At 60.7% G+C, this 21,660-nt stretch carries 22 protein-coding genes; 9 read left to right on the plus strand and 13 right to left on the minus strand.

Features of this window, described 5'->3' with window-relative positions; genetic code table 11:
- Positions 1–224: 224 nt before the first annotated feature.
- The 4 genes from AC1RO0_RS04995 to xdhC all read left to right on the plus strand — a co-directional run bounded on the left by AC1RO0_RS04995 (position 225) and on the right by xdhC (position 6,003).
- A complete protein-coding gene (locus AC1RO0_RS04995) occupies positions 225–1,001 on the plus strand; it encodes a 3-hydroxybutyrate dehydrogenase (protein ID WP_007694229.1) in 777 nt (258 codons plus the stop codon).
- 168 nt (positions 1,002–1,169) lie between these two features.
- The gene (gene xdhA / locus AC1RO0_RS05000; protein ID WP_498591802.1) at positions 1,170–2,642 is read left to right on the plus strand and encodes a xanthine dehydrogenase small subunit; all 1,473 of its coding nucleotides are present in this window, start codon (positions 1,170–1,172) and stop codon (positions 2,640–2,642) included.
- A gap of 2 nt (positions 2,643–2,644) precedes the next feature.
- Positions 2,645–4,981 carry a xanthine dehydrogenase molybdopterin binding subunit gene (gene xdhB / locus AC1RO0_RS05005; protein ID WP_498591803.1) on the plus strand — a complete coding sequence of 779 codons (2,337 nt, stop codon included), beginning with the start codon at positions 2,645–2,647 and terminating at the stop codon, positions 4,979–4,981.
- A gap of 209 nt (positions 4,982–5,190) precedes the next feature.
- Positions 5,191–6,003 (plus strand): xanthine dehydrogenase accessory protein XdhC, encoded by an 813-nt coding sequence (gene xdhC / locus AC1RO0_RS05010; protein ID WP_498591804.1) that lies wholly within the window; start codon positions 5,191–5,193, stop codon positions 6,001–6,003.
- On the opposite strand, the gene AC1RO0_RS05015 is transcribed toward xdhC, so the two are convergent.
- Complete coding sequence (locus AC1RO0_RS05015) at positions 5,979–6,182, minus strand: hypothetical protein (RefSeq protein WP_498592404.1); 204 nt, start codon at positions 6,180–6,182, stop codon at positions 5,979–5,981. The two genes, xdhC and AC1RO0_RS05015, sit on opposite strands and share 25 nt — an antisense overlap.
- Positions 6,183–6,284: 102 nt before the next feature.
- Here AC1RO0_RS05015 and AC1RO0_RS05020 point away from each other — a divergent pair, with 102 nt between their 5' ends.
- On the plus strand, positions 6,285–7,181 hold the full coding sequence (locus tag AC1RO0_RS05020) for a LysR substrate-binding domain-containing protein (protein ID WP_498591805.1): 897 nt from the start codon (positions 6,285–6,287) through the stop codon (positions 7,179–7,181).
- A gap of 3 nt (positions 7,182–7,184) precedes the next feature.
- Here the strand turns inward: AC1RO0_RS05020 and AC1RO0_RS05025 are convergent, their stop codons facing one another.
- On the minus strand, positions 7,185–7,517 hold the full coding sequence (locus AC1RO0_RS05025; protein WP_174161170.1) for a hypothetical protein: 333 nt from the start codon (positions 7,515–7,517) through the stop codon (positions 7,185–7,187).
- 209 nt (positions 7,518–7,726) lie between these two features.
- Between AC1RO0_RS05025 and AC1RO0_RS05030 the strand changes: the two genes are divergently transcribed.
- The 3 genes from AC1RO0_RS05030 to AC1RO0_RS05040 all read left to right on the plus strand — a co-directional run bounded on the left by AC1RO0_RS05030 (position 7,727) and on the right by AC1RO0_RS05040 (position 11,507).
- Positions 7,727–8,965: a urate hydroxylase PuuD gene (locus AC1RO0_RS05030; RefSeq protein WP_498591806.1), complete on the plus strand. Its 1,239-nt coding sequence runs from the start codon at positions 7,727–7,729 to the stop codon at positions 8,963–8,965.
- Positions 8,962–10,269, plus strand: coding sequence for a guanine deaminase (gene guaD / locus AC1RO0_RS05035; RefSeq protein ID WP_498591807.1), 1,308 nt, complete (start codon positions 8,962–8,964; stop codon positions 10,267–10,269). The genes AC1RO0_RS05030 and guaD overlap by 4 nt, the downstream gene beginning before the upstream one ends.
- A 95-nt stretch (positions 10,270–10,364) precedes the next feature.
- Complete coding sequence (locus AC1RO0_RS05040) at positions 10,365–11,507, plus strand: alpha-hydroxy acid oxidase (protein WP_498591808.1); 1,143 nt, start codon at positions 10,365–10,367, stop codon at positions 11,505–11,507.
- Here the strand turns inward: AC1RO0_RS05040 and AC1RO0_RS05045 are convergent.
- From AC1RO0_RS05045 to AC1RO0_RS05090, 10 genes are all read right to left on the minus strand, one after another.
- Positions 11,501–11,767 carry a Txe/YoeB family addiction module toxin gene (locus tag AC1RO0_RS05045; protein WP_498591809.1) on the minus strand — a complete coding sequence of 89 codons (267 nt, stop codon included), beginning with the start codon at positions 11,765–11,767 and terminating at the stop codon, positions 11,501–11,503. The genes AC1RO0_RS05040 and AC1RO0_RS05045 overlap by 7 nt on opposite strands.
- 21 nt (positions 11,768–11,788) lie before the next feature.
- Entirely contained in the window at positions 11,789–12,034 is a 246-nt protein-coding gene (locus AC1RO0_RS05050; RefSeq protein WP_498591810.1) for a type II toxin-antitoxin system Phd/YefM family antitoxin, read from the minus strand.
- Positions 12,035–12,104: 70 nt separating this feature from the next.
- Complete coding sequence (locus AC1RO0_RS05055; RefSeq protein WP_498591811.1) at positions 12,105–12,845, minus strand: metallophosphoesterase family protein; 741 nt, start codon at positions 12,843–12,845, stop codon at positions 12,105–12,107.
- A 3-nt stretch (positions 12,846–12,848) separates the two neighbouring features.
- A complete protein-coding gene (gene uraH / locus AC1RO0_RS05060) occupies positions 12,849–13,205 on the minus strand; it encodes a hydroxyisourate hydrolase (protein ID WP_498591812.1) in 357 nt (118 codons plus the stop codon).
- Positions 13,202–13,702, minus strand: a complete 501-nt coding sequence (locus AC1RO0_RS05065; protein WP_498592383.1) for an ureidoglycolate lyase — start codon at positions 13,700–13,702, stop codon at positions 13,202–13,204. The genes uraH and AC1RO0_RS05065 overlap by 4 nt, the downstream gene beginning before the upstream one ends.
- A gap of 5 nt (positions 13,703–13,707) precedes the next feature.
- Entirely contained in the window at positions 13,708–14,070 is a 363-nt protein-coding gene (locus tag AC1RO0_RS05070) for a HepT-like ribonuclease domain-containing protein (protein WP_498591813.1), read from the minus strand.
- Positions 14,071–14,104: 34 nt separating this feature from the next.
- Positions 14,105–14,608, minus strand: a complete 504-nt coding sequence (gene uraD, locus AC1RO0_RS05075) for a 2-oxo-4-hydroxy-4-carboxy-5-ureidoimidazoline decarboxylase (protein ID WP_498591814.1) — start codon at positions 14,606–14,608, stop codon at positions 14,105–14,107.
- A 1-nt stretch (position 14,609) separates the two neighbouring features.
- Positions 14,610–15,533, minus strand: a complete 924-nt coding sequence (gene puuE / locus AC1RO0_RS05080) for an allantoinase PuuE (RefSeq protein ID WP_498591815.1) — start codon at positions 15,531–15,533, stop codon at positions 14,610–14,612.
- Positions 15,534–15,629: 96 nt separating this feature from the next.
- Positions 15,630–16,337, minus strand: coding sequence for a DUF1045 domain-containing protein (locus AC1RO0_RS05085; RefSeq protein ID WP_498591816.1), 708 nt, complete (start codon positions 16,335–16,337; stop codon positions 15,630–15,632).
- 106 nt (positions 16,338–16,443) lie between these two features.
- Positions 16,444–17,628 carry an NAD(P)/FAD-dependent oxidoreductase gene (locus tag AC1RO0_RS05090; RefSeq protein ID WP_498591817.1) on the minus strand — a complete coding sequence of 395 codons (1,185 nt, stop codon included), beginning with the start codon at positions 17,626–17,628 and terminating at the stop codon, positions 16,444–16,446.
- Here AC1RO0_RS05090 and mnmC2 point away from each other — a divergent pair.
- Positions 17,627–18,361 (plus strand): tRNA (5-methylaminomethyl-2-thiouridine)(34)-methyltransferase MnmC2, encoded by a 735-nt coding sequence (mnmC2, locus tag AC1RO0_RS05095; RefSeq protein WP_498591818.1) that lies wholly within the window; start codon positions 17,627–17,629, stop codon positions 18,359–18,361. The genes AC1RO0_RS05090 and mnmC2 overlap by 2 nt on opposite strands.
- Here the strand turns inward: mnmC2 and AC1RO0_RS05100 are convergent.
- Positions 18,358–21,618: a response regulator gene (locus AC1RO0_RS05100; protein ID WP_498591819.1), complete on the minus strand. Its 3,261-nt coding sequence runs from the start codon at positions 21,616–21,618 to the stop codon at positions 18,358–18,360. The genes mnmC2 and AC1RO0_RS05100 overlap by 4 nt on opposite strands.
- Positions 21,619–21,660: the final 42 nt, after the last annotated feature.

The raw sequence follows: 21,660 nt of genomic DNA on the forward strand, positions 1-21,660 counted from the left end.
CGATAGTTCTGTCTTTAAAGCAACAGATACGACAGCAAAACGAATGTGAAAAGAAAGCAAAACGAAATTTTTGTCGAAAACGCCCGTTCCCGCTCGCGAATATATGAAGCATGCTGTCGCAAAAGAGTCTTGCAGCGGTGCGATTGCCATATTCGCGGGTTTGGGACTAACCTCAAGCCGCTATTGCGCTGCAACAACACGCCGCGCCGTCCAAGGAGAAGATCATGGCAAGAACAGTCGTTGTCACCGGTTCTACAAGCGGTATCGGCCTCGCCATCGCGACCGCCTTCGCCGCGAAGGGTGAAAACATCGTCATCAATGGTTTCGGCAAGCCGGAAGAGATCGATGCCATCAGAAACACGCTCGAAGCATCGGGTGGCGGCAAAGTGATCTACCATCCAGCCGACATGACCAAGCCCGCCGAGATCGCGGACCTGATCGCGACCGCCAATTCGACCTTCGGCAGTGTCGACGTCCTGGTCAACAATGCCGGCATCCAGCATGTCGAGAAGATCGAGGATTTTCCGATCGACAAATGGGACCAGATCATCGCCATCAACCTGTCGAGCTCGTTCCATACCATTCGCGCGGCCGTGCCGCTGATGAAGGCGAAGAAATACGGCCGCATCATCAATATCGCGTCGGCCCACGCCCTCGTCGCCTCCCCGTTCAAATCCGCCTATGTCGCGGCAAAACATGGTATATTGGGCCTGACCAAAACGGTAGCGCTCGAGCTTGCCGAATTCGGCGTCACGGCCAACGCCATTTGCCCCGGCTACGTCCTGACCCCGCTCGTCGAAAAGCAGATCCCGGATACGGCCAAGGCGCGCGGGATGACCGAGGAGCAGGTCAAGAACGAGGTGATCCTCAAGGCGCAGCCGACGCATGAATTCGTCAAGGCCGAGGAGATCGGCGCATTGTCGCTCTACCTTGCCAGCGACGACGCGCGCCAGATCACCGGTACACACGTCTCGATTGACGGTGGCTGGACCGCGGAATAACGATAGACGGTCGAGCATGATCCCAAAAAGTGCGAAGCGGTTTTTGGATAAGATCATGCTCAACCAAACAGATGGAATGAGATGACGGTTCGAAGAAAAGTTATCTCGTTCCAAGGCCGGGTGCGTTGCGCGTATCCGGCCTTGAAAAACACAATAATCGGGAACGACATGAACGACAGCATTCGCTTTATCCTCAACGGCGAGGATATCTCAATTTCCAGCCTGCGCCCGACCGAGACGCTCCTCGATTTCCTGCGTCTCAACCGGCATTTGACGGGCACGAAAGAAGGATGCGCGGAAGGCGATTGCGGCGCCTGCACGGTTCTGGTCGGCCGGCTGATCGACGGCGGACTTCACTATGAGTCGGTCAATGCCTGCATCCGTTTCGTCGGTTCACTGCATGCCACCCACGTCGTCACCGTCGAGCATCTGGCTGCCAAAGACGGTACGCTGCATCCGGTGCAGCAGGCCATGGTCGACTGTCACGGCTCGCAATGCGGCTTCTGCACGCCGGGCTTCATCATGTCGCTCTACGGCCTGTGGCTGACAACTGAAAAGCCGAGCCGAGAGCAGATCGAAAAGAGCCTGCAAGGCAATCTCTGTCGTTGCACCGGCTACGAGCCGATCGTCAAAGCCGCCGAACAGGTGAGCCAGAAGCGCCCGAGCGCCCTGTTCGATCCGCTGGAAAAGACACGCTCCGACATCGTCGCCCGTCTCTGGGCCATGCAGGGTGGCGACACGATCAGCATGACCTCCTCCGACGGAGATCGCCTGATCGTGCCTGGTTCGGTTTCGGCCCTTGCGCAGGTGCTCGCCGACGAGCCGAAGGCGACCGTCGTCGCCGGTTCCACCGATGTCGGCCTCTGGGTCACCAAACAGATGCGCAAGCTCGACCCGGTCGTCTTCATCAATCACCTGACCGACCTGCAGAAGATCACCGTGGACGACACTGGCCTTACCATCGGCGCCGGCGTTACCTACAGTCGCGCCTTCGCCGCCATTGCCGAAAAAATCCCGGCCTTCGCAAGCCTGATCAACCGCATCGGCGGCGAGCAGGTGCGCAACATGGGAACGATCGGCGGCAATATCGCCAACGGGTCACCGATCGGAGACACGCCGCCGCCGTTGATCGCGCTCGGCGCCACCGTCAAGCTGCGTTCGGTTGCCGGCAGCCGTACGCTGCCTCTGGAAGATTTCTTCATCGACTACGGCAAGCAGGACCGTAATCCCGGCGAATTCGTCGAAGGCATCTTCGTGCCCTACCCCGCCGAGGACATCCATTTCGCTGTCTACAAGATCTCCAAGCGCCGCGATGAGGATATCTCCGCGCTTTGCGGCGCCTTTTATCTGGCCCTGGATCAGGCCGGTGATGTCGCCGATATCCGCATCGCCTTTGGCGGCATGGCCGGCACACCGAAGCGCGCCCGCACGGTCGAGGCCGAACTGATCGGCAAACCCTGGACGGAAACGACGGTTACCGCCGCACGGCCCGCCTTCGATGCCGACTACACACCGCTCACCGACTGGCGCGCCACCGCCGAATACCGGCAACTGACCGCCAAGAACCTGCTCATCCGCTTCTATCTCGAAACCGCCGGTGCGCCGCAGGAATTGAAGCGTTTCGCGACGGTGGAGGCATAGTCATGGACAAATCCACCTTCGAGGAACGCAAGGTCATCAACGGCTCGATGCATGGGTCGCAGAAGCATGACTCGGCACACAAGCATGTGACGGGCGGCGCCGACTATATCGATGACCTGCCGGAGCCGTCTGGCTTGCTGCATGGCGCGCTAGGTCTCTCCGACCGCGCCCATGCCGACATCGCCGGCATCGATCTTTCCGCCGTCAAAGCCTATCCGGGCGTCGTCTGGGTGTTTACCGGCAAGGACATCCCCGGCGTCAACGACACCAGCTCGAACGGCATGCATGACGAGCCGCTGCTTGCCGAGACCAAGGTCGAGTTCCACGGCCAGCCGATCTTCGCTGTTATCGCCGAGACCCGCGATGCCGCCCGCCGGGCCGCTCGCCTTGCCAAAATCGATTATCGCGATCTGCCGCATTGGAGCGACATCGATGGTGCGCTCGCCAATGGCGCGCCGCTGGTCTACGAGCCGATGACGCTGAAACGCGGCGAGCCGGAAACCGAGATGGCCAATGCCAAAAACCGCATCAAGGCGCAGATGCGCATCGGTGGCCAGGAGCATTTCTATCTCGAAAGCCATATCGCCATGGCGATCCCCGGCGAAGACGACGAAGTGACCGTCTGGTCTTCCACCCAGCATCCAAGCGAAATCCAGCATATCGTCGGCCATGCGCTGAACATTCCGTCCAATGCCGTCACCGTCAATGTGCGCCGCATGGGCGGTGGCTTCGGCGGCAAGGAGACGCAGGGCAACCAGTTCGCGGCACTTGCCGCCGTCGCCGCCAAGAAGCTCGGTCGCGCCGTCAAGTTCCGCCCCGACCGGGACGAGGACATGGCCGCCACCGGCAAGCGCCACGACTTCCTGGTCGATTACGAAATCGGCTTCGACGACGACGGCCGCATCCACGCCGTCGATGCGACCTATGCCGCCCGCTGCGGCTTCTCGTCTGACCTCTCCGGCCCGGTCACCGACCGCGCGCTGTTCCATGCGGATTCCAGCTACTTCTATCCGCATGTGCATCTGACATCGAAACCCTTGAAGACGCATACCGTCTCCAACACCGCCTTCCGCGGCTTCGGCGGCCCGCAGGGCATGGTCGGCGGCGAGCGCTTCATCGAAGAAATCGCCTATGCGCTCGGCAAGGACCCGCTGGAGATCCGCCGCGCCAATTTCTATGGCCAGCCCGGTTCCGGCAGGACGCTGACGCCCTATCATCAGGAGGTGGAGGACAACATCATCCACCGCATCGTCGATGAACTGGAAGAATCCGCCGGTTATCAGACCCGGCGCAACGCCATCATCGAGTTCAACCGCTCCAGCCGCTTCATCCGCAAGGGCATCGCGCTGACGCCGGTGAAGTTCGGCATCTCCTTCACGCTCACCGCCTTCAACCAGGCGGGCGCGCTGGTGCATGTCTATCAGGACGGCTCGATCCACCTGAACCATGGCGGCACCGAAATGGGTCAGGGCCTCTATACCAAGGTGGCGCAGGTACTGGCCGACAGCTTCCAGGTCGATATCGACCGGGTGAAGATCACCGCGACCACGACCGGCAAGGTGCCGAACACATCCGCCACCGCCGCCTCCTCCGGCTCCGACCTCAACGGCATGGCAGCCTTCGACGCCGCACGGCAAATCAAGGAAAGGCTCGTCGCCTTCGCCGTCGAGAAATGGGGCGTCGGGGCAGAAGAAGTGCAGTTCCTGCCGAACCGCGTGCGCGTCGCCGATAGCGAGATCCCCTTCCCGGATTTCATCAAGCAGGCCTATTTCGCCCGCGTGCAACTCTCTGCCGCCGGCTTCTACAAAACGCCAAAGATCCACTGGGACCGCAAGGCCGGTCGCGGCACGCCGTTCTATTACTTCTCCTACGGCGCGTCCGTCTCCGAAGTCTCGATCGACACGCTGACCGGCGAATATCTGATCGACCGCACCGATATCCTCCACGATGTCGGCCGCTCGCTGAACCCGGCGATCGATATCGGCCAGGTCGAGGGCGCTTATGTGCAGGGCATGGGCTGGCTGACCACGGAAGAGCTCTGGTGGGACGCCAAGGGCCGGCTGCGCACCCACGCACCATCCACCTACAAGATCCCGCTCGCCTCCGACCGGCCGAAGATCTTCAACGTCCGCCTCGCCGAGTGGTCCGAAAATGCCGAGGCCACCATCGGCCGCTCCAAGGCCGTCGGTGAACCGCCCTTCATGCTGGCGATTTCCGTTCTCGAAGCCTTGTCGATGGCGGTGGCCAGCGTCGCGGACTACCGCGTCTGCCCGAGGCTGGATGCACCGGCAACACCGGAACGGGTACTGATGGCGGTCGAGCGGTTGAAGGGGATGTGATGGTTGGGGAGGTGGCCTACACTCCCTTCTCCCCTCGGGGAGAAGGTGCCCAAAGGGCGGATGAGGGGGTAGCGCGGCAAACTCCAACTTATCCTTCTTTTGTGCTCAGTATACTCGTCGCTACGCTCCTCGTCCCCCTCATCCGGCCTATCGGCCACCTTCTCCCCGAGGGGGAGAAGGGACTCCTCACCCTCGGGAGCAACTAAATCATGCTCCCCCTCGAAACCTTCCTCTCCCAAAACCTGCACACCATCCTGATAGAAATCACCGGCACGCAAGGCTCCACCCCGCGCGAGACCGGCACTTTCATGCTGGTCTCGGCGGATCATATCTGGGGCACCATCGGCGGCGGGCAGTTCGAGTATCTGGCTATCGGCAATGCCCGTGAGATGCTGGCAGGCACCGGCGGCATCGAATTGATGGATATCCCACTCGGTCCCGAGATCGGCCAATGCTGCGGCGGCCGCACGCAACTGCGCTGCCGGCCAGCGACGCCGGAGACGATCGACTCACTGAAACGACGACTGCGGGACGAAAGCGGCGACTGGCCGGAAGTCTATCTCTTCGGCGCCGGCCATGTCGGCCGTGCCCTGGCGATCGCGCTGAAACCGCTACCGATGGTCACCACGGTGATCGAAACGCGGCAGGAGGAGCTGGACGAGCTTCCTGCGGATATCCAAGCCCGTCTCGTCGCCATGCCGGAAGCCTTGATAGCGGATATTCCGGCCGGCGCGGCCGTCGTCATCCTGACCCATGATCACGCACTGGATTTCCTGATCGCCCAACAGGCGCTCGCACGCACCGATCTCGCCTATATCGGCATGATCGGCTCGGCGACCAAGCGCGCCACTTTCGCGCACTGGCTTGCCCGCGAGGGCGGCGACAGGACTTCGCTCGACCGGCTGACGCTGCCGATCGGCGGCGGGGCGGTGAAGGACAAGCGCCCGGAAGTCATCGCCGCCATGACGGCGGCCGAGCTGTTGACTGCGTTTACGGCTTACCGCATTCGACTATCTTCGTAGTGCGGCGCGCGCCCATCGAGAAACCCGAGATCCCGCTTGATCTGCTCGGGCATCTCATCCAGATCAAGACGCGGCAAAGACGCCGTCCGTCCGGGAAAGACCTGCGCCAAGGTTTCCAACATGCGGACCAAAACGGAAGGCCTTGCGATATTCACCTGTTCCACAGCATGGTAGTTCATGACAACACCTCAATCCAATCGATGATATGGATTGCACGTTGCTCCCGAAAATGCTGAAATTCCAATCGAACGTTCGTCTGCATACATAAAGAGAGCTTATCCATGAAGCTGTCGAAACAGTTTCCGCTGAACGCACTCCGCGTCTTCGAGGCCGCCGCCCGGCTCGGCAGTTTTACCCGCGCCGGCGAGGAGCTGGGCATGACGCAGACGGCCGTCAGCTATCAGATCAAGCTTCTGGAGGGGAATATCGGCGAGCCGCTATTCCTGCGGAAACCAAGGCAGATCGAGTTGACCGAGTCCGGAGAGCAACTGGCGCCGAAGGTAAGCGAGGCTTTTGCTCTGCTGCAGGAGGCTATGGCTTCTGTCAGCGGCGACGCCGAGACCACGCTCCTCATCGATTCGACGCCGACCTTCGCGTCGCAATGGCTTGCTCGACATCTCGGCTCGTTTCAACTGCAGCATCCGAATGTCGCCGTCCGGCTCGCCACCTCGGGCAAGCTCGTCGACTTCTCTCGCGACCCGGCCGATATCGCTATTCGCAGCGGCCGCGGAACATGGCCGGGGCTACGTGCCCATCTGTTGATGAAAGTGAACTTCACGCCGATGCTCAGTCCGGAGCTGGCAGCCAGCATCGGCGGCGTCCACGAACCGGCCGACCTTCTCAAGCTGCGGATCATCGACGCCGGCGATCCCTGGTGGGAGCAATGGTTCCAGGCGGCTGAGGTGCCTGATCCCGGCCTGCAGGGCAGGCCGAGAAGCCGGCTCGGCGCGCAATCCTTCGAAGCAAGCGCCGCCATCGCCGGACAGGGCGTGGCGATTCTGACACCCGAATTCTACGCTGACGACCTCGCCCGTGGCCGATTGATCCAGCCGTTCGATATTCTCTGTAGCGATAGCTCGGACTACTGGATTGCCTATCCGGAAAGCAGGCGCCACACGCCGAGAATCCGTGCCTTCAGGAACTGGATTCTTGGCGAATTCGGCATGCCGTTGGAATAAGGCTCAATAAGCCATGTCCGGCGCGTAGAAGCAGCGTGGTGTGTTCTCGTCCGGAAACAGGCAGAGATGATAGGACCCATCCGGCGAACGCATCGTCTTGCCCTGCGGCAGCGTGAAGATATGGGCGTGTGTCACATAGCGGTGATCGCCCGGTTGCAGCATGATCCGATAGCCACCGGGGATAACGGTGACCGTGCGGGACGGGATCATCTCGCAATCGCCAGTCTTGCTGTCGCCACTGCAACAGTAGGGATCATAAGCCCAGCCGGAAGGCGCATCATGCGCCAGGGCCGCGGTAGCAAAAAGAAAGAATACGAACGCCAGAATACCACGCATGGGCAATTCTCCGTCGAAGTGGACGGCTGCCGCGGACGCAGTCCGCTCAAAGCAGCCGATGGCGTTTCATAGCTCGCCATATTCTGATCTAATGCGAACCGAACGCACGACAAGAGTGTCGCTTTTCCCTGACATATCAAACTCCCCTCTTTCCTCCGTCCCCAACATTTTGCAATGTGTCGAGTCGGAGGAAGAAAAAGGGGAACTGAATGTATGAATATGCCATCGCGTGGGAATGGCTGGCCTTTGCTGCCCGCTGGTTCCACGTCATCACCGCCATCGCCTGGATCGGTTCGTCCTTCTACTTCATCGCGCTCGATCTCGGGCTGGTGAAGCGCGCCCATCTTCCACCCGGCGCCTATGGCGAAGAGTGGCAGGTGCATGGCGGCGGCTTCTATCATATCCAGAAATATCTGGTGGCCCCCGCCTCGATGCCGGAACACCTGACCTGGTTCAAATATGAGAGCTATTTCACCTGGCTCTCCGGCTTCCTGATGCTCTGTATCGTCTATTACGGCGGTGCCAATCTGTTCCTCATCGACCGGCATGTGCTCGATGTCAGCGTCCCCGTCGCTATCCTGATATCCTTGGCCTCGCTTGCCGTCGGCTGGATCGTCTACGATCTGCTCTGCAAATCGCCGCTGGGCAAGAACACCTGGGGCCTAATGGCGGCGCTCTATGTCGTGCTGGTCTTCATGGCCTGGGGGTATACCCATCTTTTCACCGGCCGGGCCGCGTTTCTGCATCTCGGCGCATTCACGGCGACGATCATGTCGGCCAACGTCTTCTTCATCATTATGCCGAACCAGCGCATCGTGGTCGCCGATCTCATTGCCGGACGAACACCCGACGCGAAGTACGGCGCGATCGCCAAGCAGCGTTCGCTCCATAACAACTACCTGACGCTGCCCGTCATCTTCTTCATGCTGTCGAACCACTATCCGCTGGCCTTCGGCACCGCCTACAACTGGGTCATCGCCGCGCTGGTGTTCCTGATGGGCGTCACCATCCGCCACTGGTTCAACACGACGCATGCCCGCAAGGGCCGACCGACCTGGACCTGGATCGTCACCGTCATCCTCTTCATCCTGATCATGTGGCTTTCCACCGTGCCGAAGATCTTGACTGGCGAGAAGGACGCCGAAGCCGTGGCGCCCGCCTTCCAGCAGTTTGCCTCAGATGCACATTTCCCGGCGGTAAAGCAGATGGTTTCGACACGCTGTTCGATGTGCCATGCCGCCGAGCCGGTTTATGAGGGCATTGTGCGCCCACCGAAGGACGTAAAGCTGGAAAACGACGCAGAAATCGCTATGCATGCCCGCGAGATCTATATCCAGGCCGGCCGCAGCCACGCCATGCCTCCCGGCAATGTCACCGAAGTGACGCCGGAGGAACGCAAGCTGCTGGTCGCCTGGTTCGAAAGCTCCGTCGGAGAAAAAGACCAATGACCACCCTTTTGCGCGGCCGCCTGCTGTCCTTCAAGCGCGCGCCGCAAAGCCTTGATGACACGGGCAGCTATACTTACGAAAGCGATGGCGGCCTGCTGATCGAAAACGGCGTTATCGCCGCTGTCGGCCCCTATGCCGAGGTCAAGGCGAAAGCACCGGCAGACGTTGCCGAAGTCGATCACCGGCCGCATCTAATCCTGCCGGGCTTCATCGACATGCACCTGCATTTCCCGCAGATGCAGGTCATTGCCTCCTATGCCGCGAACCTGCTGGAATGGCTGAACACCTACACCTTCCCCGAGGAATGCCGCTTTGTTGAGAGCGCCCACGCCGAGCGCATCGCCACCCATTTCTATGATGAGCTGATCCGCCACGGCACGACGACGGCGGTTGCCTATTGCTCCGTGCACAAGACCTCCACCGACGCCTTCTTTGCCGAAGCCCTGCGCCGCGACATGCGGATGGTCGGCGGCAAGGTGATGATGGACCGCAACGCGCCGCAGGGCCTGCTCGACACGCCTGAGATGGGTTACGACGAAACCCGCCAGGTGATCGCCGACTGGCATAGCAAGGGCCGCAACCACGTCGCCATCACCCCGCGCTTCGCCATCACCTCGACGCCTGAGCAGATGGAGGCCACCGCCGCCCTTGCCCGCGAGTTTCCTGATCTGCATATCCAGACGCATCTCTCCGAGAACCACGACGAGATCAAATTCACCGGCGAGCTCTATCCGGACGCGATCGACTATACCGACATTTATGCCCGCTACGGCCTGCTCGGCCCGAAAAGCCTGTTCGGCCACGCGATCCACCTGTCAGAGCGCGAAGCCGACGCCATGAGCGAGGCCGGTGCTGTCGCCGTCCACTGCCCGACGTCCAACCTCTTCCTCGGCTCCGGCCTCTTCCCGCTAAAAGCCCTGGCCCGCCGCGAAAAGCCCGTCCGCATCGGCGTCGCCACCGACATCGGCGGCGGCTCCAGCTATTCGATGCTGCGCACCATGGACGAGGCCTACAAGATCCAGCAGCTCCTCGGCGAACGCCTGAACCCGCTGGAAAGCTACTATTACATGACGCTCGGCAACGCCGAATCCCTGTCGCTCGCCGACAAGATCGGCACCCTAGAACCCGGCACCGACGCCGATCTCACCATCCTCAACGCCGCCACTACGCCGGCCATGGCGCTGAAGATGGAGGTGGTGAAAACGCTGCCCGAGGAGCTATTCCTGTTGCAGACGATGGGCGACGACCGAGCGATCGTGGAAACATATGTCGCGGGGAGACCTGCGAAATCAATCTTGAATTGAGAGCCTTCTCCCGCGATTATCAAAGTCTCACATCCGGAAACAAACCGTTCTGATCCAATCTCCCCATACCGTTTTCGTCAAGAAGGCAGACCGCCATGACCGCGCCGCTCACCATTGCCGACCTGAAGCAGCTCGCTAAACGGCGCGTGCCGAAAATGTTCTTCCAGTACGCCGATTCCGGTTCCTGGACCGAGTCGACCTATGAGGCCAACGAAGCGGATTTCAGCAAGGTCAAGCTGCGCCAGCGCGTGCTCGTCGACATGACCAACCGCTCACTGGAAAGCACGATGATCGGCCAGAAGGTGTCGATGCCCGTGGCGCTGGCGCCGACGGGGATGACCGGCATGCAGCATGCCGATGGCGAAATGCTGGCGGCGCGGGCCGCGGAAGAGTTCGGCATTCCCTTCACGCTTTCGACCATGAGCATCTGCTCGATTGAGGACGTCGCCTCGGCGACCACAAAGCCCTTCTGGTTCCAGCTCTATGTGATGCAGGACCGCGATTTCGTGATGAGCCTGATCGACCGCGCCAGAGCGGCAAAATGCTCGGCGCTGGTCCTGACGGCCGATCTGCAAATTCTCGGCCAGCGCCACAACGACGTCCGCAACGGCCTGTCGGCGCCACCGAAATTCTCGCCGAAACATGTGTGGCAGGTGGCAACCAGGCCCTCATGGTGCTGGCAGATGCTGCAGACCAAGCGGCATTCCTTTGGCAACATCATCGGCCACGCCAAGGGCGTGAACGACGTTAAATCGCTTTCGAACTGGACGACCGGGCAGTTTGACCAGCGGCTGTCCTGGAGCGATGTCGCCTGGATCAAGGAATATTGGGGCGGGCCGCTGATCATCAAGGGCATTCTCGACGTGGATGACGCCAAGGCGGCTGTCGACACCGGCGCGGACGCGATCATCATCTCCAACCATGGTGGCCGTCAGCTCGATGGCGCTCCCTCCACCATCAGCATGCTGCCCAAGATCGTCGATGCGGTTGGCGACAAGATCGAAGTCCATATCGACGGCGGCATCCGCTCCGGTCAGGATGTGCTGCGCGCCGTGGCACTCGGCGCCAAGGGCACCTATATCGGCCGCCCCTTCCTCTATGGCCTCGGCGCCATGGGCAAGGACGGCGTGACGCTGGCGCTGGAGATCATCCGCAAGGAGCTCGATCTCTCCATGGCATTCTGCGGCAAGCGCGACATCAGGGCGGTGGACCGGGGGATTATCGCGGAAATTCAATAGTGGAAGCGGCATTGAAGGACGATCAGCATTTGCCGCTCCCCTTCGCCTTCGACCCTGTAGATCAACCGATGCTCTTGCGTGACCCTGCGTGACCACAGGCCCTTTAGTTGATTGCGTAAGGGCTCCGGTTTACCAAGCCCTTCAAAGGGATGGCGCAATGCATCCCGCAAAAGCTCGTTTATCCTGATGACAATCTTGCGGTCATTTTCCTGCCAATAGAGATAATCGTCCCAACCATGTGCATGCCAGACAAGTAGCATGACGGGCTTACTTCGGATCAATCAGATCGTGGGAGACAAGTTCCTTCCATTGTCGACATCGGCGAGCGCCTCCATCAACCGTGCCGCATTGGCTGGCGTTGATAGGACATGTAGCGTCTCCATCATGCCCTCATACTCATCCTTGTCGATCAGAATAGCCGATGGCTTGTCGCGGCGAACGATCTCCACGGCAACACGATCCTGTGAGACCTCATCGAGCAAGCTCGCAAGCTCATTTCGGGCCGTTGAAAACATGACGGTTCGCATGGCTCTGGCTCCTTGGCATTACACTTGTACAATAAATGGTACAAGTCTCCGAGGAAGTCAAGAATCCTGCTTACCTTAACCAGCCCGTCGCCAGCCCACTCGCCCAGTCGGCACGACCGGCTTGGGTGGCGAATTCGGCCATCACTTGATGATCGTAAACCACCTGCCGGAAGGTCGGCACCCAGATGCCGCCAACCTTTTCCATGATGGCGTAGGACGCAAAAGGATGGCCTGCTTCGACCTTGTGATAATAAGGGAGATCATCGTCATAGGCCGGACAGCCGACGCTGCCGGGATTGACGATCAGGCGTCTGTCGGAAAGGCGGACGGCGCGTGGGATATGGCTATGGCCGCACAGGATCAGCGGAAAATCAATGCCGCCGGCGAAGGCTTCGATCTCTTCGAGCGGCTTGAGATGAACTTTACCGTCCGGCGAGACGGTTTCGAGCCAGTAGATGTTGTCGTTTACCGGCGTGGCATGGCAGAGATAGGCTTCGCCCTTATAAATCGTGCTGAAGGGCAGGCTTCGCAGCCAATCGAGATGATGCGCAGACAAGTCCGTATAAGCGGCCCTGTCCGAAATGTGCATCGCCTCTGGCGCCTGTTCAATCAAATAACGATCGTGATTGCCACGAACTGTCACGGCATCGAGCGCCAGCAAAATATCAGCCGTCTTGCCGGCGGTCAGCGGCCCGCTGAAGCAATCACCGAGATTGACGATGTCCTCGATGCCCTGCGCGCGGATATCGGCAAGTACCGCCTCCAGCGCCAGATGATTGCCGTGGATGTCCGCAATGACAGCAAAGCGCAAAACTCAGCTCCCGCGATAGGTGGAATAGCCATAGGGCGAAATCAGCAGCGGCACATGATAATGCGCCGTCGTGTCGGCAATTCCGAAACGGATCGGCACGAGATCGAGGAATGCCGGATCGGGCAGCTTGGCTCCGCTCGCGCGCAGATAATCACCCGCGTGGAAGAGCAGCTCATAGGTGCCGGCAAGGAAGCTGTCAGCTATCAGGATCGGCCCGCCATCGACGCGCCCGTCGGCATTGGTCGTCACGGTCTTCAGATGCGTCCGCGCCTCGCCGTCAATCCTGAAGAGATCGATCACCAGACCTTCGGCCGGCTTGCCGAGGGCAGTGTCGAGCACATGGGTGGTCAGTCCGGTCACAGGGTCGGCGCTCCGATGATGAAGGGGGTGTCGAAGAAGAATTCCACCAGATTGTTCCCCGGCCCGTCGCGATCGACAATAAGGAAATCACTCGGCTCGCCGAGAGCCATCAGCGGATAGTGCCAAACATTGGCACGATAGTTCACGCCCTGGTCGCCGCGCGCCAGAAAGACCTGCGGCCTGTCAGGCCTGCCATCTTCATCCTTTGAAACGACCACAAGGAACGGACGGCCGTTGAGCGGCACGAAGCTCTGGCTACCGAAGGGATGGCGCTCCATCATCTCGATCGCATAGGGAAAAGCTCTCGGCTGACCACGAAAGAGGTTCAGGATCACCCGTGCGCCGTCGCCAAGGGCCTCGGCGCTGGAAAGCGCATGAAACCGCTCCGTGGTACCGCCATTGATGAACCGCATCGTCGCCGGATCGGCCTCGATCACATCCCCGAATGGCGCGAAAGCAGCCTTTGTCAGAGGATGAATTTCGAGCGTTTTTGTCATTGTGGTCATTCACCTTCTGCCCGCCAGTGGCGGATCGCTTCGAGTTGGGATAGCAATTCCGGGACCGTGTGCGCAACGGCAGTCCAGAGATCCTCGACATCCATCGAAGCTTCGTCGGACAACAGCCGCTCACCCATGTCCCCCAGCTCGGTCCAATGCACATCCGGATGCTCGGTCTCGAATTCCGGATGTTTTTCCTGCAACTCGGCCGCCGCCGCACCAATGACGCAAAGGCTGTAGGCGACCGCGGATTGCACAAGCTTGTTTCCAGCAAACGCAACCCCATCCATGCCTTGAACGAAAAGACGCGCCTCGTCGGCGGCCTTCTGCATGCGATCCAGATAATCGACAGGGCTCTGCGTGCTCATACCTAGGCCTTGTCGCCGAAAAGCCGGAGCCGCATCACACACCTTCGTCCGGAAGCATGGATTGCAGGCGCAGCAGGGCGATCTTCTCCACCTGCGCCGTTGCGGTTGTAAATTCCGCGTCCCGGTCATTGCCGATCCGCGTTTCGAAGGCGGCAAGAATGTCGTCCTTGCCGAGGCCCTTGACCGCAATAATAAAGGGAAAGCCGAATTTCGTCACGTAGGCCGTGTTGAGTTCGGTGAAGCGGGCATGCTCCTTCGGGCTCAGCCGGTCGAGCCCCGCCCCCGCCTGCTCCTTGCGGCTGTCCTCGGTGAGCTCACCAGCAATCGCCAGCCGGCCGGCGAGATCGGGATGTGCCCGCAGGACGCCAAGCCGCTCGTCAGCGCTGGCGGCGCGGAAAATAACGGCCAAAGCGGCATGCACGCCGCCCGATGTCAACGGCTCGGCAATAGTGCCGGCGTCATAGGCACGCTGGGCGATGAACGGCGAGTGCTCGAAGACACCGCCGAAACGGCTCACGAATTCGTCACGCGACACCATCTCAGAGCGCGCCCGTGGGACGGTGATTCTCGTACCAATGATTGGCAATATCGATGCGCCTGGGCACCCAGACCTTGTCGTGCTTCAGCACGTATTCGATGAAACGCCTGAGCGCCGCCGCGCGACCCGGCCGGCCGACCAGACGGCAATGCAGGCCGATCGACATCATCTTCGGGCTGCCCTGCCTGCCCTCTTCATAGAGCGTGTCGAAGGCATCCTTGAGATAGGTGAAAAACTGATCGCCGGAATTGAAGCCCTGCGGCGTGGCGAAGCGCATATCGTTGGTTTCGAGCGTGTAGGGGATGATCAAGAATGGCTTGCCGTCGAGACCATCGACCCAATAGGGCAGATCGTCGGCATAGGAATCCGAGGAATAGAGGAAGCCGCCTTCTTCCTGCACCAGCCGCAACGTATTGTCCGAAGGCTTGCCCTGGTACATGCCGTAGGGTCGCTCGCCGGTCAGTTCGGTATGCAGGCGCACGGCTTCAAGAATGTGCTTGCGCTCCAGATCCTCGGGAAAGTCCTTGTATTCCAGCCAGCGATAGCCGTGGCTGGCGATCTCCCAACCGGCTTCCTTCATGGCGGCGACGGCTTCGGGATTGCGCGCCATGGCGAGCGTCACACCATAGACGGTCGCCTGAACCTTGAGCTCGGTGAACATGCGCCACAGCCGCCAGAAACCGGCGCGCGAGCCATATTCATAGATCGATTCCATGTTGAGATTGCGCTGGTTCGGCCAGGCAGCCGCGCCGACGATTTCCGACAGCAGGTTCTCCGAAGCCGGATCACCGTCGAGAATGCTGCTTTCCCCGCCCTCTTCATAATTGATTACGAATTGCACCGCGACGCGGGCATCACCGGGCCACTTCGGATCGGGCGTGTTGCGGCCGTAGCCGACGAGATTGCGGGGATAAATATCAGACATGAAAGCACCTTCTCGAATATGCGGAGACGGTAGCATCCACGGCCGGAAAGTCGAGACGGAAAGTGAGAAACTCACTTTCCCTTCAGGAATAAATCCCTAGGCGATTTTGCGGGCGCTGATCTTGCCCATCGGATGCAGGGAGTGCACGCGGAACGGCCCGCCCATGCCTTCTTCCATCATCAGCGCGATGTTCGACACCGGCACCGGCTCGGCAAGCACCGGCTCGAAGACATCGCGCAAGACCTGCTCCATGCGCGCGGTATCTGTGGGATTGACCGTACCCGTCAGCATCATATGGAAGCGGAATTCGTCCATGACATGCGGGTGGCCCCAGCGATGCAGATTGGCGAATTGCGTGGCCGAGAGACCGTCCGGGTCGCTGCGTTCGATTTCCGCCTCGGTCAGCGGCGCGCGGTAATGATCGAATGCCTGGATCACCGATGCGGCGAGGAAGTGCATTTTCTGGCAGGGCACCGACGGCACCAGGCCAAACGCGCTGCCGAGACGCGCGACCTCCAGCCGCGGAATCTCGAAGGGTGTAAGCGTCCCGGAAAAGCGCATGAGATCGCGCAACAGCCCCGCCTCGGACATATCCTCGGCCAGGCGAAACGGCGATTTCAACGTACCATTGAAGCCGTAGCGGCGTGGCACGGCGGTATGGAAGGCGATTTCGTGAATACCTAGCCCGCGGGTAGCCGGCGGATCGACCATCTCGCCGGAATAGACATTGCGGCCGAGCCAATTCGCGGCCACGAGCGTCAGCGGATCGCTCGCGGACGGCGTGAAGCAAATGGCGTAGCGCATAAAATCTCCTCCGGAGGGCGATAAACCGGCTGATCCACTCGGTTGCCGATGAGCAAGGAGATAGGTGATTTGCGTGACAGATTGACGACCTGAACGCAGCTTACGTTCACGTTTTATGTGATGCAGCTACAATATGGTTCAAAAGCGCAAAGCCCTGCGGCAGCTTGAAAGAACACGGAATCTCTGCGGCCTCCCGAACGGCCGCCTCGGCCAGACGATGAGCCAGGCCGAAGCTGACCTTGAAACCGCCGGTCAGCGCGATCAGACGCGGATGATCCGGATGTGTCCCCACCATTGGGTCGCGATCGATCGCCTTCGGCCGCAAACCGGCCCAGCGCTCGACCACCTCTGCATCGGCAAGAACCGGCGCCATCGCTCGGGCGGCGGCGAGCAGAGTGTCCAACTGGCTGTCCGTCGACGTCGGATCGTCGAAACGGTTCTCACTGGTGCTTCCGACCGCGACCAGCCCGCCTTCATGCGGAACGATATAGAGCCCATCGCGAAAGATCACCGGCAGGCAGGCATCGATATCCGCCTTCAACAAAGCCGCCTGCCCCTTGACCGGTTGGCCGAGCTTGGAATGGCGGCCAAGCGTCAAGCCATCGAGTATCGGAAAGGACTGATGACCGGCGGAAAGAATGCAGCGGCCGAAATGAATAGGCCCCTCGCGGGTCGTCGCAACGCCTCCCTCCGGATCGATGCTCTCGACTTCCACTCCCTCAACAAGCCGAACACGTTTCGCCTTACCGAGAAACGCGGAGAGAACACCAAGCAGCGCACGGGGCGAGACACGGGCAGCGAGCGTGTCGAAGACAAATCCGCTGGTCCCGGCGGCTGGATCGATCCAGCCATCGACAGGCACGGCGTCCAGCACCTGCCAATGAAACCCCCGCTCGCCATGGTGCCAATGCGTTTCCGCATCCTGTGAGTGGCCGAGCGCAATCTTACGCAAGTGCGGTTTCGGCAGAGGAATGAGCCGGCCGGAACGACGATATCCGGCGGAAAGCCCGGTTGCCGCTTCCAGCGCCGCAACATCACTCTCCAGAGCCACCAGCGCATCGAACTGGAACTGCTTCTTCTCGGACCATTTGTCGGGCATATGCGGCATCAGCGCGCCAAGCAGGCCGCCGCTTGCTCCGCTTCCCAGCCCGGCACTGTCGACGAGCAGCGTCTCGATGCCCAGCCGCTCCGCATGTACAGCCGCCCACAGGCCCATGATGCCGCCGCCGACGATCAGAAGCTCAACGGATGATTGACCGGCAGGCCCCGGAGGATTATCGGCTTTTCCCATGACAGATCCAGTTTCCGATCGGACGCACGCGGCCGAGACCACTGCAGTGAGCCAAGAGCTCGAATGGCGCGACGGCGATATGCCCTATTCGACCGCCTTTGGCGACCATTTTTATTGCCAGACCGACGGCCGGCTGGAATGCAGCCACGTCTTCCTCGACGGCAACGGCCTGCCCGCGCGCTGGAATGAGCAGCAGACCTTTTTGATCGGCGAGCTCGGCTTCGGCACCGGCCTGAACTTCTGCGAGACCTGGCGGCAATGGAAGCAACACGGCGAGCCGGATTCGCAACTGCATTTCATGTCCTTCGAACTCTACCCGATGCGCGCCGAGGAGATCGACCGTGCGCTATCGCGCTGGCCGGAGATCGATGCCGAACGTCAGGGACTTGTCGCCGCCTGGCCGGAAGAACCACATGGCATCGTCACGCTTGCCCTTGATGCCCGCACTCGCCTCAGCGTCGTTTGCGGCCCGGCAATGGACGGCGTGAACCAGGCAAACGCAGGCTTCGACGCCTGGTATCTCGACGGCTTCGCGCCGTCGCGAAACGCCGAGATGTGGTCGCCGGAATTGATGCAGCGTCTTTATGACAAGACCGCCTCCGGTGGCACCTTCGCCACCTATGCCGCCGCCGGCTTCGTGCGCCGTAACCTGCAAGCGGCAGGTTTTGCGGTCGAGCGACGCAAGGGCTTTGCCGGCAAGCGCGAAATGCTCTGCGGGATCAAACAGGCTTAGTTGTGGGAACGCTCGGTCTGAAGCGCTTCGTCGCCGAGCCAACGGCGAACCTTGGCTTCAAGGAGTTCGGGGCTGATCGGCTTCGACATGTAATCATCCATGCCGGCCTCCAGGCACATGTCGCGATCGACATCGAGCGCATGGGCGGTGACGCCGACGATCGGCACATGGCATCCCAACCCGGCTTCCGCCTCCAGCTGCCGGATCGTGCGCGCCGCCTGATGGCCGTTCATGACCGGCATGGAGACATCCATCATGATTAGCGACGGCCGCAGCTTGAGCCAGGCGTCCACCGCCTCCTGGCCATTCTGGACCACGAGGAAGCGCAGGCCCGTAACCTGCAGGATCTGCGTGAAGACGATCTGGTTGACTTCATTGTCCTCGGCGACGAGAACATCGATGGCGCTGACGGGTCTTGCTGACACCTCCTGCTCGACGGCCTGAATGGCGGCTTCCGCTTCAGCCTCTATCGGCAATTGCGAGGCGACCGCGGTCGCATAACCGGTCATCTGTTGCCTGCGCGCCATGCGTATGACATCGATGATGGTGCCACGCAGCACATTGGCGCGAACGGGCTTCATCAGATGTGCCTGACCGTTCAGCGCCGCGAATTCCTTGTCGCTGCCGACCACATCCATGGATGTCAGGAAAATCAACGATAGAGCTTCGAAGCGCGCGTCGGCGCGAATGGTGCGCGCCACCTCATCGCCATTCATGTCCGGCATATGGTAGTCAAGGATCACGGCATCGACCGGCATACCCATCTCGGAAGCAGCGCGGAGAATGGCGAGCCCCGTCTTGCCGTCCTCAGCGGCATAGCCGTCAAAGCCCCACTGCTGCAATTGCTCGCTCAATATCCGCCGGTTGATGTCATTGTCGTCGACAACAAGAATGCGCGCGCCCTTGACATTGACCGGCACCGTGCGCGGTTCGCTGCGCGCCGCTACCGGCGGCATGGGCAGATGTACGGTGAAGGTCGAGCCCTTGCCCCATTCGCTGTCGACTTCGAGATAGCCGCCAAAGAGATCGACCAGCCCGGCGGTGATCGCAAGACCGAGACCGGTGCCTTCATGGCGGCGCGTGGTGGAGGCGTCGACCTGCGAGAATTTCTCGAAAATGGAATCGAGCTTCTCCCTGGAAATACCAAGGCCGGTATCCTCGACGCGAAGCGTCAGCATGATCTCGCCATTGTCGATCGGCTGGCTATCCACTTCGACCAGCACATGGCCGCGCTCGGTGAACTTGATCGCATTGCCAAGCAGGTTGGTCACGATCTGGCGGAAGCGGCCGGCATCGCCCAGCACCATGGCCGGCACCTCGGGCGTGGCGCGCACCAGGAGCTCGATGTCTTTTTCCGCCGCCGGCGACGACAGGAGCGTCGCGACATCCTCCACCGCCTCGGCCGGATCGAAGGCGGCCTTGCGCAGGCGCATCTGGCCGGCATCGATCTTGGAGAAATCGAGGATATCGTTGATGATCGTCAGAAGCGCATTGCCCGACTTGACGATGATGTCGATGAAAGTCTTCTGCCGAGCATCGAGATCGGTCTTGGCCAGCAATTCCGCCATGCCGAGAACGCCGTTCATCGGCGTACGGATTTCATGGCTCATATTGGCGAGGAATTCGGATTTGGCCCGGTCGGCCGCTTCACTGCGGGCCAACAGCAGCTGTAGTTCCGCCTCGCGCTTTTTCATCTCAGTGACGTCGGTCAGCACAACGGTCCAGCGACGGCTCTCGCTCATCGCCGCTTCGAGCTGTACCCAACGCTCACCAGCCACCCGGAAGATCATAGACACCGGTTTGTCCGCCGCCATATTTTCGCGCCAGACAGATCGCAAGGACTCAGGATCGGCGCCGAAATCGCCGCGGGCAGCACAATGATCAAAGGCGGCGGACCAGTGCTTGCCGACCGCCAGACAATCCGCCGGAACGAGCAGCATGTCCGTCAGCGCGTCGTTCGCCAGCATGATGATGCCGTCCTGCAAGATCAGCAGCCCTTGCGACATCGCATGCGTCGCGTCCGTCATCAGATCGCCGAGACGTTCCAGCGCAAGATGCGCCTCGCTGATCTCTCGCTCCTGCTGGCGCACGGAGGAAATGTCGGCATAGGTGACGAGCGTGCGGCCGTTCGAAATGCGGCGCGTATCCATGATCACGGATTTGCCGTCGGCATAGCTCATCTCGGTCTGGAGATTTGGCCCGGCATTGCGGGAAGCCTCCATGCGGGCCTGGTAGATATCGTCGATATCGCCGGCATCGGCGCCGTAACGGCCAAGTTCGAAATGCTTGACGATGAGATCGCGAACAGGCCGGCCCTCGAAGCGCTCGTCCTTGGAGAAATCCCAGATGTCATAAAAGGCATCATTGGTATATTCGACGTTGCGATCGCTATCGTGGATCATCACGCCGATCGGCATGGAACGGAGGATACTTCCGAGATCCTGATGCAACGCCTCGGCGCGCGCCTGCGCCTCGATCAACTGCGTCTCGCGCAGCTTCAATACGGAAATATCGTTCATGGAACCAACGACATATCGCTTGCCATCCGAGGTGACGACACGGTTGATGCGCGTCATGATCGGATGCGGTACATGCTGCCGATCGACCACCTGCCCCTCGAAGGCGAGCCCTTGCCCCTCGTTCAGCACTTGCTCGTTTTCGACAAAATAATCATCGGCACCGGTTTCGAACATCTCATGTTCGGTCTTGCCCAGCACCTCGGCTCGGCTGAGCCCCGTAATCGCCGCATAGGCCTCGTTGGAATAGATCAGCCGATGATTGGCGTCGCGCACGAAGGAGGCAACCGGCAGATCCTCGAGAATGGTGCGATAAAGCCCGGTCTCGTCGACGTCTCCACCTAGAGCGCCGTCGTCACGCGTCTCGGAGGACGAAACCGAAGGCACGGGCGACGCATCGAGAAATATGCCGAAGACATAGAGGCGGTCCTCGGATGGCGAGAAGCTTTCGATCTGCACCCGAGACCGGACATGGCCGGCCGGATCGAAGCACAGCGCCGTCTCCTCGGAACCGAACACCAGCGACCGGCGCTCCTTGTCCTCCCGGTCGACTTCCTCGCCGCTATCGAAGAGATCGCGGCTGCGATTACCAATGAAATCGGAGATATCGCGCCGGAAAAACCGCGCATAGGCCTGATTGACGGCGACATAGCGCAGATCGCTGTTCTTGACATAAGCCGGCTGATCCAGATCGGCGATCCGGCGGCAGGCCAACTCCAGCAGTTCACCGTCCGAGTTCAACAGCGCCCCTCTTCTCACCGCTCACGATAGTTTACTGAACCA

The sequence above is a fragment of the Rhizobium sp. GW821-FHT14E12 genome (assembly GCF_058803745.1).

Coding starts and splice junctions, on each gene's coding strand:
- AC1RO0_RS05085 (WP_498591816.1), bottom strand. CDS start 16,337: ATGCGCTACGCCATTTGCTTCACGCCGTCCGCGAGCGATCCGCTGACG.
- AC1RO0_RS05015 (WP_498592404.1), bottom strand. CDS start 6,182: ATGAACTACCATGCTGTGGAACAGGTGAATATCGCAAGGCCTTCCGTT.
- guaD (WP_498591807.1), top strand. CDS start 8,962: ATGACCACCCTTTTGCGCGGCCGCCTGCTGTCCTTCAAGCGCGCGCCG.
- xdhA (WP_498591802.1), top strand. CDS start 1,170: ATGAACGACAGCATTCGCTTTATCCTCAACGGCGAGGATATCTCAATT.
- AC1RO0_RS05045 (WP_498591809.1), bottom strand. CDS start 11,767: ATGCTACTTGTCTGGCATGCACATGGTTGGGACGATTATCTCTATTGG.
- AC1RO0_RS05040 (WP_498591808.1), top strand. CDS start 10,365: ATGACCGCGCCGCTCACCATTGCCGACCTGAAGCAGCTCGCTAAACGG.
- puuE (WP_498591815.1), bottom strand. CDS start 15,533: ATGTCTGATATTTATCCCCGCAATCTCGTCGGCTACGGCCGCAACACG.
- mnmC2 (WP_498591818.1), top strand. CDS start 17,627: ATGACAGATCCAGTTTCCGATCGGACGCACGCGGCCGAGACCACTGCA.
- AC1RO0_RS05065 (WP_498592383.1), bottom strand. CDS start 13,702: ATGACAAAAACGCTCGAAATTCATCCTCTGACAAAGGCTGCTTTCGCG.
- uraD (WP_498591814.1), bottom strand. CDS start 14,608: ATGGTGTCGCGTGACGAATTCGTGAGCCGTTTCGGCGGTGTCTTCGAG.
- AC1RO0_RS05025 (WP_174161170.1), bottom strand. CDS start 7,517: ATGCGTGGTATTCTGGCGTTCGTATTCTTTCTTTTTGCTACCGCGGCC.
- xdhC (WP_498591804.1), top strand. CDS start 5,191: ATGCTCCCCCTCGAAACCTTCCTCTCCCAAAACCTGCACACCATCCTG.
- AC1RO0_RS05070 (WP_498591813.1), bottom strand. CDS start 14,070: ATGAGCACGCAGAGCCCTGTCGATTATCTGGATCGCATGCAGAAGGCC.
- AC1RO0_RS05020 (WP_498591805.1), top strand. CDS start 6,285: ATGAAGCTGTCGAAACAGTTTCCGCTGAACGCACTCCGCGTCTTCGAG.
- xdhB (WP_498591803.1), top strand. CDS start 2,645: ATGGACAAATCCACCTTCGAGGAACGCAAGGTCATCAACGGCTCGATG.
- AC1RO0_RS05090 (WP_498591817.1), bottom strand. CDS start 17,628: ATGGGAAAAGCCGATAATCCTCCGGGGCCTGCCGGTCAATCATCCGTT.
- AC1RO0_RS05050 (WP_498591810.1), bottom strand. CDS start 12,034: ATGCGAACCGTCATGTTTTCAACGGCCCGAAATGAGCTTGCGAGCTTG.
- AC1RO0_RS05030 (WP_498591806.1), top strand. CDS start 7,727: ATGTATGAATATGCCATCGCGTGGGAATGGCTGGCCTTTGCTGCCCGC.
- AC1RO0_RS04995 (WP_007694229.1), top strand. CDS start 225: ATGGCAAGAACAGTCGTTGTCACCGGTTCTACAAGCGGTATCGGCCTC.